This is a genomic window from Streptomyces sp. NPDC056486, assembly GCF_042795295.1.
Taxonomy (GTDB): Bacteria; Actinomycetota; Actinomycetes; order Streptomycetales; family Streptomycetaceae; genus Streptomyces.
Genome location: NZ_JBHTSF010000233.1, coordinates 1 through 11,021 on the forward strand (window position 1 = coordinate 1; position 11,021 = coordinate 11,021).

Consider the following 11,021-nt stretch of genomic DNA (forward strand, 5'->3'; position numbering starts at 1 on the left):
GGCAGCCACCCCTGTGGCGGCCGGGCCCGACGACATGCGGCCACGTCACGGTGAACTCCTCCGCTACCCCTTGTGCCGGGCGCGCCACGGGGTAGTCATGGCTGCATGAAACTTCTCGTACGCGACCGGCTGCTCGGCATCGGTGACGACTACTGGATCGAGGACGACCAGGGCCAGAAGGTCTTTTTCGTCGACGGCAAGGCGATGCGCCTGCGCGAGACCTTCGAGCTCAAGGACATGCAGGGCCGCGTCCTCATCGACATCCGCGCCAAGATGCTGGCGCTGCGCGACACGATGCTGATCGAGCGGGACGGCGAACCGCTGGCCACGGTCAAGCGCAAACGCCTCTCGCTCCTGCGCAACCACTACCGCGTGGAGCTGGTCGACGGCACCGAGCTCGACGTGAGCGGCAAGATCCTGGACCGCGAGTTCGCCATCGAGTACGACGGCGAACTCCTCGCGGACATCTCGCGCCGCTGGTTCACGGTCCGCGAGACGTACGGCCTCCACATCACCCGCGACGACGCCGACGCGTCCCTGCTCCTGGCCGTCACGGTCTGCGTGATCCGCCTGGCGGAGAAGGAACGGGGCGACGACGACTGAGCGGGCCCGCGGCCTCAGCGCTGAGGCGCGGCCACCCCGAGCAACCGGTCCTTCAGCGCGGGGAACTGCTCACGCGTCGCCGCGACCTTCGCCGGGTCGAGCTCGACGGTGAGGATCTCCTCGCCGTCCCCCGCCTCGGCGAGCACCTCGCCCCACGGGTCGACGACGATGCTGTGCCCGGCCTGCGGCACACCCGCGTGCGTACCGCCGGTGCCGCACGCCAGGACGTACACCTGGTCCTCGACCGCCCGGGCCCGGGCGAACAGCGTCCAGTGCTCGCGCCGCCGCGCGGGCCACCCCGCGGGGACGACGAACATCTCGGCGCCCGCGTCGACGAGCCCGCGGAAGAGCTCGGGGAAGCGGAGGTCGTAACAGGTGGCGAGTCCGATCGCCGCGTCGGGCGTGCGCACCGTCACCAGGTCGCTGCCCGCCCCCATCAGGACGGCCTCGCCCTTGTCGAAGCCGAACCGGTGGATCTTCCGGTACGAGGCGGCGAGTTCGCCCTGGGGCGAGAAGACGAGCGAGGTGTTGTAGAGGTCCCCCGAGGCGACCCGCTCCGGAATGGACCCCGCGTGCAGCCAGACACCCGCGTCGCTCGCGGCCTTGGCCATCGCCTCGTACGTGGCGCCTTCCAGCGGTTCGGCCTCGCTCGCGAACAGTTCGTAGGCGAAGGCGCCCGTGGTCCACAGTTCGGGAAGAACGACGAGATCCGGCCGCTCACGCTCGGCTACTTCACGTACCAGTGAAGAGACCCGCGAGCGGCGGGAATTGACCGATTCGCCCTCGTCTACGGCGATCTGGATGAGGGAGGCGCGCACACTACCACCGTCCTGGCATTCGAGCCGTCAATGCAGGCCTACGATCGTCACACGAAAGCACTGCCGGGGTGCCTGTGGGCAGCGTAACTTAGCGTCTCAGACACCCACCGCCCGCGTACGACCGCCGAGGGGTCCCGTGAGTCTCCATCCCAGCCTTCAAACCTACGCCGACGCCTGGACCCAATCCGTATCAGCCATATCCGAGCTGGTGTCACCGCTCGCCGAGGGAGAGTGGAACTGGGCCACGCCCTGCCCCGGCTGGTCGGTGCGGGACATCATCTCCCACGTCATAGGCCTGGACTGCGAGATGCTGGGCGACCCGCGCCCCATCCACACCCTGCCCCGCGACCTGTACCACGTACAGACCGAGGGCCAGCGCTACATGGAGATGCAGGTCGACGTCCGGCGCCACCACACCGCGCCCGAGATGACCTCCGAGCTCGAGTACACGATCATCCGCCGCACGCGTCAGCTGCGGAACGAGTCACGCGACCCCTCCCACAAGATCCGCGGCCCGCTCGGCACCGAGCAGACCCTCGAACTGGCCATGCGGATGCGCGCGTTCGACGTCTGGGTGCACGAGCAGGATCTGCGTACGACGCTGAAGAAGCCCGGCGACCTGGACTCCCAGGGCGCGTACGTGGCGCGCGACCTCCTCCTCCAGGGACTCGCCAAGGTGGTCGCCAAGAAGGCATCGGCGCCGGTGAATTCGGCGGTCGTCTTCGATGTGAGCGGCCCCGTCGAATTCCTGCGCACGGTCCGCGTCGACGCGGACGGCCACGCCACGGTCGACAGCGCCCCCTCGCTCGGCCCGCTCGCCACGCTGAGCCTGGACTGGGAGACGTACTTCCGCCTCGCCTGCGGCCGCATCACGTACGCGTCCGTGACCGACCGAATCAAGATCGAGGGCGATCACGGCCTCGGCGACGCGATCCTGCGGGAGTTCGCGGTCACGCCGTAGCCGTTCCTCTCTGGGTGACCCCTCAGACGGGGACGTGCACGGCCTCGACGCGGCTGGCGACAAGCCGCTCCTTCTCCCGGCGCACCGCACGCGTCCGCAGCCGCAGGATCTGGCTGAGGCCCACCGCTTCGAGGACGAAGACGGCGGAGAAGGCGATCCGGTAGTTGTCGCCGGTCGCGTCCAGGAGAACGCCGATGGCGAGCAGCGTCGTCATGGAGGCGACGAAGCCGCCCATGTTCACGATGCCGGACGCGGTGCCCTGGCGCTCCGGCGGGTTCGCGGGCCGCGCGAAGTCGAAGCCGATCATGGACGCGGGGCCGCACGCGCCGAGCACGGTGCAGAGAGTGATGAGCAGCCACATGGGGGCGTGGTCGCCGGGGTAGTGGATCGTGACCGCCCACATCGTGGCCGTCGCGGCGACGGTGCCGATCGCGATGGGCGTGCGTGCCGCGTGGTGCCGGGCGACGATCTGGCCGTAGACCAGGCCCACCACCATGTTGGAGAGCACGACGAGGGTGAGCAGCGTCCCGGCCGTGGCGCGCGTGAGCCCCTGCGCCTCGACGAGGAACGGCAGACCCCACAGGAGCAGGAACACCATCGCGGGGAACTGCGTGGTGAAGTGCACCCACAGGCCGAGCCGGGTGCCGGGCTCGCGCCAGCTCAGGGCGATCTGCTTGCGCACGAAGGCACCGCCGGTGTGCCGCACCGGCTCCGGGGCGTGGCCCTCGGGGTGGTCCTTGAGGAACAGCGTCATCAGTACGAGAACGAAGACGCCGCAGAGCGCGCTGCCGGCGAAGGCCGCGGTCCAGCCGACGGAGTGCAGGAGCCGGGCGATGACGAGGGTGGAGACGAGGTTGCCCGCCATGCCGACCAGGCCGGCGAGCTGGGCGACCATCGGGCCGCGCCGGGCCGGGAACCAGCGGGTGCCGAGCCGCAGCACGCTGATGAAGGTCAGCGCGTCACCGCAGCCGAGCAGCGCGCGGGACGCGAGCGCCATGCCGTACGAGGGCGAGAACGCGAAGCCGAGCTGCCCGAGCGTGAAGAGCACGACGCCGATGGTCAGCACGCGCTTCGTGCCGAGCCGGTCGACCATCAGGCCGACGGGTATCTGCATGCCCGCGTAGACGAGCAGCTGGAGGATCGAGAAGGTCGAGAGCGCGGACGCGTTGACGTGGAAGCGGTCGGCGGCGTCGAGTCCGGCGACGCCGAGGGAGGTCCGGAAGATGACGGCGACGAAGTAGACGGCGACGCCGATGCCCCAGACGACCATGGCCTTCTTGCCGCCGGGCGGATCATCGGGGAGGGAGACGGAGGCCGAACTCATCGAGACCTCCGGTAACGGGTGGGCGGGAGGGAGACACGCCGCGAAGCGGCGAAAAAGCCGACACCGGCGGACGGTGAACCGTCAAAGAGCAACCTCATCGGACATCGCCCCGCGCAAGATTCTGGAACCACCCGACATGCCGGGTGACGACACCCACCGCCGCGTCAGCATCCCCCGCCCGCAGGGCCCCGAGAATCTCCTCGTGCTCAGCAAGAGTCTTGGCGATCCGGTCAGGATGGGAGTGCATCACCGCGACCCCCATCCGCAGCTGCCGGTCACGGAGCTGGTCGTACAGCCGGGCAAGAATCTCGTTCCCCCCGCTCCGCACGATCTCCGCGTGGAAGCAGCGATCAGTGACGGCGGCAGCGGAAAGGTCACCGGAGGCAGCCTGCTCCCGCTGCTGCCGCAACAGCTCCTCAAGCCGCTCGATCAACGCCGGAGGCGCAGGCACCGCCTTGCGCACCGAGTGCGTCTCCACCAGGAGCCGCGTCTCAACGACGTCGGCGATCTCCTGCACGGACACCGGCAGGACGAGGGCGCCCTTCTTCGGGTAGAGCCGGAGAAGCCCCTCCACCTCCAGCTTCAGGAGTGCCTCGCGCACCGGCGTGCGGGACACCCCGACGGCCTCGGCGAGCTCACCCTCGGTGAGCAGGGTGCCGCCCTCGTACCGGCGGTCGAGCACGCCTTGCTTGACGTGCGCGTACACGCGCTCGGCGGCGGGCGGCTGCTTGAGGCCTTGAACGGGGGCTTGCGTGGGGGACGAGGCGGGTGCGACAGGCATGCGCACAGCATAGATACAACACGTACCCATGAGGTCGTCCATTCCACGATCCGGACATCACCCTCATGGGCGTGCATCCATTCGCCACTCTCGTGAGTCTTAGTATCGAGCGGCACCCTCATGTGGCCGCATACCAGGGGCATTTGGGCAATTTGGAGCACAGAACTTGAAAACCCGCATTAAGGGCATTCGTCGCGCATCAGCTGTAATCGTCACCACAGGTGCGGTACTCGCGGGCGGAGCCCTCACGGCCCCGGCCCATGCGGCCGCGCTCCCGAAGCCGTCGATCGCCGCCAAGGGCGGCTATGTGATGAACAACGGCACGGGCAAGAGCCTCTACACCAAGTCCGCCGACACCCGTCGGTCCACCGGCTCCACCACCAAGATCATGACGGCGAAGGTGGTGCTCTCGCAGACGAACCTCAACCTCAATTCCAAGGTCACGGTCCAGAAGGCCTACAGCGACTACATCGTCAGGAACACCGCATCGTCGGCCCGCCTGATCGTCGGTGACAAGGTCACCGTCCGCCAGCTCCTGTACGGCCTGATGCTGCCGTCCGGCTGCGACGCGGCGTACGCGCTCGCGGACAAGTTCGGCAAGGGTTCCACCCGCGCCGCCCGCGTGAAGTCGTTCATCGGCAAGATGAACACCCAGGCCAGGAGCCTCGGCCTGACGAACACCCACTTCGACTCCTTCGACGGCATCGGCAGCGGGAGCAACTACTCCACGCCCCGCGACCTGACGAAGCTCGCCAGCAGCGCGATGAAGAGCTCCACGTTCCGCACGGTCGTGAAGACGAAGTCGACGAAGCAGAAGGTCACCACGAAGAGCGGTGGCTACCGCTACATGTCGTGGTCGAACACGAACAACCTGCTCAGCAGCTACAGCGGCGCGATCGGCGTGAAGACGGGCTCCGGCCCGCAGGCCAAGTACTGCCTGGTCTTCGCCGCGACCCGCAGCGGCAAGACGGTCATCGGTACGGTCCTCACCTCGACCTCCGTGGACAACCGCACGAAGGACGCGAAGAAGCTGATGGACTACGGCTTCAAGAAGTAGCCCGGCCGTAGCCCCTGACGGGGATACGGCGCCCCCTGACGGGGGCACGGAGAGGGGGCCCGCCGCAGCACGCGGCGAGCCCCCTCTTCGTATGTCCTGTGTGTCACCTACGCCCAGGTGATGAGCCGCTTGGGCTGCTCCAGGATCGCCGCCACATCGGCGAGCACCTTGGAGCCGAGCTCGCCGTCGACCAGGCGGTGGTCGAAAGAGAGCGCGAGCGTCGTCACCTGACGCGGCTTGACCTTGCCCTTGTGGACCCAGGGCTGCAGCTTGATCGTGCCGACCGCGAGGATCGCGGACTCGCCGGGGTTCAGGATCGGCGTGCCGGTGTCGACGCCGAAGACGCCGACGTTCGAGATGGTGACCGTGCCGCCCTGCATCGCGGCCGGAGTCGTCTTGCCCTCCTTGGCCGTGGACACCAACTCGCCGAGCGAAGCGGCCAGTTCCGGCAGCGTCTTGGCGTGCGCGTCCTTGATGTTCGGGACGACAAGGCCGCGCGGTGTCGCGGCGGCGATGCCCAGGTTCACGTAGTGCTTCTGGACGATCTCCTGGTTCGCCTCGTCCCAGGCCGCGTTGATGTCCGGGTTGCGCCGGATCGCCACGAGCAGCGCCTTGGAGATGAGCAGGAGCGGGTTCGCCCGCAGCCCCGCGAACGCCTTGTCCTGCTTGAGCTCATCGACCAACTTCATCGTCCGCGTCACGTCCACCGTCACGAACTCCGTGACGTGCGGCGCCGTGAAGGCCGAACCGACCATCGCCTGGGCGATGACCTTGCGTACGCCCTTGACGGGGACGCGGGTCTCGCGGGCGCCGGCCACCGGGGCGGCGGCAGGAGCGGTGGCTTCGGCGGCCACCGGCTCCGGCGCGGACACGGGGGCGGGGGCCGGGGTGGAGACGGGGGCCGGGGCGGCGGCCGCAGCCACTGCCGCGTGCACGTCCTCGCGCGTGATGATCCCGTCGGCGCCGGACGGGATGATGGCCGTGAGGTCGACTCCCAGGTCCTTGGCGAGCTTGCGCACCGGCGGCTTGGCCAGCGGCCGGGCGCCCGCGGGGGCGGACGGGGCGGACGGGGCGGCGGATTCAGCGGGCGCCGCGGAGACGGCAGCAGTGCCGGAGCCGTTCAGCTCGGCCTGGACCGCCGCCGCGTAGTACGTACCGGCGGCATCGGCCTGGTCCTGCGCGGACTTGCGCGCGCGGCGCTTCGTCGAGGACTCGGCGACCCCATAGCCGACAAGGACGGGCTGACGGCCCGTGGGAGCGGCCTCCTCCTCGGGGGCGGGTTCGGGGGCCGCATCCTCCACCGGGGCGGCGGCCGTCTGAGCGGGCGCGGCGGGTGCGGCGGGCGCGCCACCGCCGGACACGTCCACCGCGATGATCACCTGGCCGACATCGACCGTGGTGCCCTCGGGGAAGCGCAGCTCGCTCACGACACCGTTGAACGGAATGGGCAGCTCGACGGCGGCCTTGGCCGTCTCGACCTCGCACACCACCTGCCCGTCGGTGACCGTGTCGCCCGGCGCCACGAACCACTTGAGGATCTCTGCCTCGGTGAGCCCCTCGCCCACGTCGGGCATCTTGAACTCGGCCAGCGCAGTGTCTGTCATCGTCGTCACGACCCTCTCCCTCAGAACGCCAGCGAGCGGTCGACAGTGTCGAGCACCCGGTCGAGGCCCGGCAGGTACTCCTCTTCCAACCGCGCCGGCGGATACGGCGCGTGGAAGCCGCCGACCCGCAGCACGGGAGCTTCGAGGTGGTAGAAGCAGCGCTCGGTGATGCGCGCCGCGATCTCCGCGCCCGTGCCCAGGAAGACCGGGGCCTCGTGGACCACGACGAGCCGCCGCGTCTTCTCGACCGATGCCTGCACCGCGTCGAAGTCCATCGGCGACATGGAGCGCAGATCCACTACCTCAAGGGACTTGCCCTCTTCGGCGGCGGCCGCTGCGGCCTCCAGACAGACCTTCACCATGGGGCCGTACGCGACGAGCGTCAGGTCCGTGCCCTCGCGGGCGACCCGGGCCTTGTGCAGCGGCGCGGGGATGGCTTCGGTGTCGACCTCGCTCTTGTCCCAGTAGCGCCGCTTCGGCTCGAAGAAGATCACCGGGTCGTCGCTCTGGATGGCCTGCTGCATCATCCAGTAGGCGTCCGACGAGTTCGACGGCGAGACGACCTTGAGGCCCGCCACGTGCGCGAACAGCGCCTCGGGCGACTCGCTGTGGTGCTCGACCGCGCCGATGCCGCCGCCGTACGGAATGCGGATGACAACCGGCATCTTGATCTTGCCGAGCGCGCGGGCGTGCATCTTCGCGAGCTGCGTGACGATCTGGTCGTACGCCGGGAAGACGAAGCCGTCGAACTGGATCTCCACCACCGGGCGGTAGCCCCGCAGGGCCAGGCCGATGGCCGTGCCGACGATGCCGGACTCGGCGAGCGGGGTGTCGATGACACGGTCCTCGCCGAAGTCCTTCTGCAGCCCGTCCGTCACACGGAAGACACCGCCGAGCTTGCCGACGTCCTCGCCCATGATGAGGACCTTGGGGTCGGTGTCGAGCGCCTTGCGCAGCGATTCGTTGATCGCTTTGGCAAGAGGAAGTTTCTGTACGCCCATGGTTACTTGCCCTCCCCGCCGTCAGAAGCGTCCGCGAACGATGCCTGGTACGCCTGGAACTGCGCGCGCTCCTCGTCGACCAGCGCATGCCCGTCCGCATACGCGTTCTCGAAGATCGCCATCAGATCCGGATCCGGCATCGCCCGCACCACCTCTCGCACTCGCTTCCCCAACGCTTCGCTCTCCGCTTCGAGTTCCGCGAAAAATCCCTCATCCGCGTGACCTTCGGCCTCGAGGTGGGTCCGCAGGCGCAGGATCGGGTCCTTGGCCTCCCAGGCCACGCGCTCGTCGTCGCTGCGGTACTTGGTCGGGTCGTCGGACGTGGTGTGCGCGCCCATGCGGTAGGTGAACGCCTCGATGAGCGCCGGGCCCTGGCCCGTACGCGCCCTCTCCAGGGCCCACTTGGTGACGGCGAGCACGGCGAGGACGTCGTTGCCGTCGACCCGCACGCCCGGGAAGCCGTAGCCCTGTGCGCGCTGGTAGAGCGGCACCCGGGTCTGCTTCTCGGTGGGCTCGGAGATCGCCCACTGGTTGTTCTGGCAGAAGAACACGACGGGGGCGTTGTAGACCGCGGAGAAGGTGAACGACTCGGCGACGTCGCCCTGGCTGGACGCACCGTCCCCGAAGTACGCGATCACGGCCGAGTCCGCGCCGTCCTTGGCCACGCCCATCGCGTACCCGGTCGCGTGCAGCGTCTGCGAGCCGATGACGATCGTGTACAGGTGGAAGTTGTTGGTGTTCGGGTCCCAGCCACCGTGGTTCACGCCGCGGAACATCCCGAGCAGATTGGTCGGGTCGACCCCGCGGCACCAGGCGACGCCGTGCTCGCGGTAGGTCGGGAAGACGTAGTCGTCCTCGCGCGTGGCCCGGCCCGAGCCGATCTGGGCGGCCTCCTGGCCGAGGAGCGACGCCCACAGACCCAGCTCGCCCTGGCGCTGCAGGGAGGTGGCCTCGGCGTCGAAGCGGCGGGTGAGGACCATGTCGCGGTACAGGGCGCGCAGTTCGTCGGCGGTGATGTCCGCGACGTACGAGTCGTACTCGGCGTTCTTGACCCGCTTGCCCTCAGGGGTCAGCAGCTGGACAAGCTGGGGTTCCGTGCTTTTCTTCGGCGCGGCCTTCTTGGCGCTTGCGCGCTTGCCGCCGCTGGTTGTGCTGCGGCGCGGTGTGCGCGCGGCGGTGCTCTCCACGGTCACGTGTGCTCCTCCGTCGGTCCGGCCCCCGGGATTACCGGGTAAGCCAGTGCGGCTCGCCTGATCCGTGCCCGCGCACGGGGTGGGTGCGTCTCGGCCGGGAACAGGCGTGACAGGTGCCCCGGCGAGCGCCCTGCACAATGCACGTTACCCAGTGCTTCCCAATTCTGTGAAACCCCATCTGACCTGCGAATTTGCTTGGATTTCCAAGTATCTGACTGCTTGGATTTCCGAGTAAATGCAGAAAGTCGGGAACAGTTCCTGGTCACAGCACTGATCACAGCCTGGCAGGGGGCCGGAACACCGGCACGTTATCCCGGCCACCCCGCGCACGGGAAGAGTTCAGCTGGGGCACAAGAAGAGATCGTGTGTGAGACTGACTCCGTGCGCGAAGACGGAAAAATTACGGTATTTCTCCTCGATGACCATGAAGTGGTGCGGCGAGGAGTCCATGAGCTGCTCTCCGTGGAGTCCGATATCGAGGTCGTCGGCGAGGCGGGAACAGCGGCCGACGCCCTGGTTCGGATCCCGGCGACGCGACCGGACGTGGCCGTGCTCGACGTGCGGCTTCCGGACGGCAGCGGTGTCGAGGTCTGCCGTGAGATCCGTTCGCAAAACGAGGACATCAAATGCCTGATGCTCACCTCGTTCGCGGACGACGAAGCCCTCTTCGACGCAATCATGGCGGGCGCTTCCGGCTATGTCCTGAAGGCCATTCGCGGCAATGAACTGCTCTCCGCCGTACGTGATGTGGCGGCCGGAAAGTCCCTGCTCGACCCCGTCGCCACGGCCCGGGTCCTGGAGCGCCTTCGCGACGGAAACACCCCCAAGGGCGACGACCGCATGTCGAACCTGACGGACCAGGAGCGGAAGATCCTCGACCTGATCGGCGAGGGCCTGACCAACCGGGTGATCGGCGAACGGCTGCACCTCGCCGAAAAAACGATCAAGAATTACGTGTCGAGCCTGCTCTCCAAACTCGGCATGGAGCGGCGCTCGCAGGCGGCGGCGTACGTGGCGCGCATCCAGGCGGAGCAGAATCACTGAGCGTGATCACCACAGACGCTTCGTGATGCGAAACGGGACTTACGTCCTCATCCCCTAGGGGCCAGATCCCCTTCCCCGGCACCCCGCCGGTGCCAGAGGGTGGACGCATGCCCACCGACGATCAGGAACAGGACGAGCGGCTCGCCTTCGAACTGCTCGGCCGCACCGACTACGGCCGGGTCGCGACCAGCATGCGCGCGCTGCCCTTCCTCGCCGCCGCCCGCCACGTGGTCGTGGACGGGCGCATCCTGCTGCGGATGCACAAGGGATACGGCTACCACGAGGCCTGCATCGGCAGCGTTGTCGCCTACGGGGCGGACAACCTCAGCGCCGAGACCGCACGCACGGGGCAGTGGACCGTGCAGTTCGTCGGCCTCTGCGAGGTCATCGAGCCGACCAACGACGAACTGGAACTCTTCGGCCCGGGGCCGCACTACGTGGACGGCGAGCTCTACGACCCGGTCTATATGCGCATAGAGCCGCAGCTGGCCACGGTGCACACCCTGCAGGGCGGCCGGAATCGGCAGCTTCAGCGCACACGGTGACCCCGCTGGGCCTCCGTACGCCCCTGTAGCACCCGTGTACGCCCCCCTGAACGACGCACGCGCGCGTGGTGCCCTTTCGGGCTCCACGCG

The 11,021-nt window shown here is 68.5% G+C and carries 11 protein-coding genes; 5 read left to right on the plus strand and 6 right to left on the minus strand.

Features of this window, described 5'->3' with window-relative positions; all coding sequences use genetic code 11:
* Positions 1 to 105: 105 nt before the first annotated feature.
* Positions 106 to 603: an LURP-one-related/scramblase family protein gene (locus ACFQ7F_RS42985; RefSeq protein ID WP_383284134.1), complete on the plus strand. Its 498-nt coding sequence runs from the start codon at positions 106 to 108 to the stop codon at positions 601 to 603.
* Between the two features lie 14 nt (positions 604 to 617).
* Here the strand turns inward: ACFQ7F_RS42985 and ACFQ7F_RS42990 are convergent, their stop codons facing one another.
* Entirely contained in the window at positions 618 to 1,421 is an 804-nt protein-coding gene (locus tag ACFQ7F_RS42990; RefSeq protein ID WP_383284138.1) for a carbon-nitrogen family hydrolase, read from the minus strand.
* 136 nt (positions 1,422 to 1,557) lie between these two features.
* Between ACFQ7F_RS42990 and ACFQ7F_RS42995 the strand changes: the two genes are divergently transcribed.
* On the plus strand, positions 1,558 to 2,382 hold the full coding sequence (locus ACFQ7F_RS42995) for a maleylpyruvate isomerase family mycothiol-dependent enzyme (protein WP_383284143.1): 825 nt from the start codon (positions 1,558 to 1,560) through the stop codon (positions 2,380 to 2,382).
* Between the two features lie 22 nt (positions 2,383 to 2,404).
* On the opposite strand, the gene ACFQ7F_RS43000 is transcribed toward ACFQ7F_RS42995, so the two are convergent.
* Together ACFQ7F_RS43000 and ACFQ7F_RS43005 are read right to left on the minus strand one after the other, a co-directional pair.
* Positions 2,405 to 3,706, minus strand: coding sequence for a nitrate/nitrite transporter (locus tag ACFQ7F_RS43000; protein ID WP_383284148.1), 1,302 nt, complete (start codon positions 3,704 to 3,706; stop codon positions 2,405 to 2,407).
* A gap of 94 nt (positions 3,707 to 3,800) precedes the next feature.
* Positions 3,801 to 4,487 (minus strand): GntR family transcriptional regulator, encoded by a 687-nt coding sequence (locus tag ACFQ7F_RS43005; RefSeq protein ID WP_383284152.1) that lies wholly within the window; start codon positions 4,485 to 4,487, stop codon positions 3,801 to 3,803.
* 166 nt (positions 4,488 to 4,653) lie between these two features.
* Here ACFQ7F_RS43005 and ACFQ7F_RS43010 point away from each other — a divergent pair, with 166 nt between their 5' ends.
* Positions 4,654 to 5,544, plus strand: coding sequence for a D-alanyl-D-alanine carboxypeptidase family protein (locus ACFQ7F_RS43010; RefSeq protein WP_383284155.1), 891 nt, complete (start codon positions 4,654 to 4,656; stop codon positions 5,542 to 5,544).
* Positions 5,545 to 5,651: 107 nt separating this feature from the next.
* Here ACFQ7F_RS43010 and ACFQ7F_RS43015 read toward each other — a convergent pair whose 3' ends face one another.
* The 3 genes from ACFQ7F_RS43015 to pdhA are packed head-to-tail and all read right to left on the minus strand — an operon-like array spanning position 5,652 to position 9,342.
* On the minus strand, positions 5,652 to 7,157 hold the full coding sequence (locus ACFQ7F_RS43015; protein ID WP_383284158.1) for a dihydrolipoamide acetyltransferase family protein: 1,506 nt from the start codon (positions 7,155 to 7,157) through the stop codon (positions 5,652 to 5,654).
* Between the two features lie 11 nt (positions 7,158 to 7,168).
* Positions 7,169 to 8,149 (minus strand): alpha-ketoacid dehydrogenase subunit beta, encoded by a 981-nt coding sequence (locus ACFQ7F_RS43020; protein WP_383284163.1) that lies wholly within the window; start codon positions 8,147 to 8,149, stop codon positions 7,169 to 7,171.
* Positions 8,150 to 8,151: 2 nt separating this feature from the next.
* On the minus strand, positions 8,152 to 9,342 hold the full coding sequence (pdhA, locus tag ACFQ7F_RS43025) for a pyruvate dehydrogenase (acetyl-transferring) E1 component subunit alpha (protein ID WP_383284167.1): 1,191 nt from the start codon (positions 9,340 to 9,342) through the stop codon (positions 8,152 to 8,154).
* A 381-nt stretch (positions 9,343 to 9,723) separates the two neighbouring features.
* Here pdhA and ACFQ7F_RS43030 point away from each other — a divergent pair, with 381 nt between their 5' ends.
* Both ACFQ7F_RS43030 and ACFQ7F_RS43035 read left to right on the plus strand, forming a co-directional pair.
* Positions 9,724 to 10,386, plus strand: coding sequence for a response regulator (locus ACFQ7F_RS43030; RefSeq protein WP_383284176.1), 663 nt, complete (start codon positions 9,724 to 9,726; stop codon positions 10,384 to 10,386).
* 107 nt (positions 10,387 to 10,493) lie between these two features.
* Positions 10,494 to 10,931 (plus strand): pyridoxamine 5'-phosphate oxidase family protein, encoded by a 438-nt coding sequence (locus tag ACFQ7F_RS43035; RefSeq protein ID WP_383284171.1) that lies wholly within the window; start codon positions 10,494 to 10,496, stop codon positions 10,929 to 10,931.
* Positions 10,932 to 11,021: the final 90 nt, after the last annotated feature.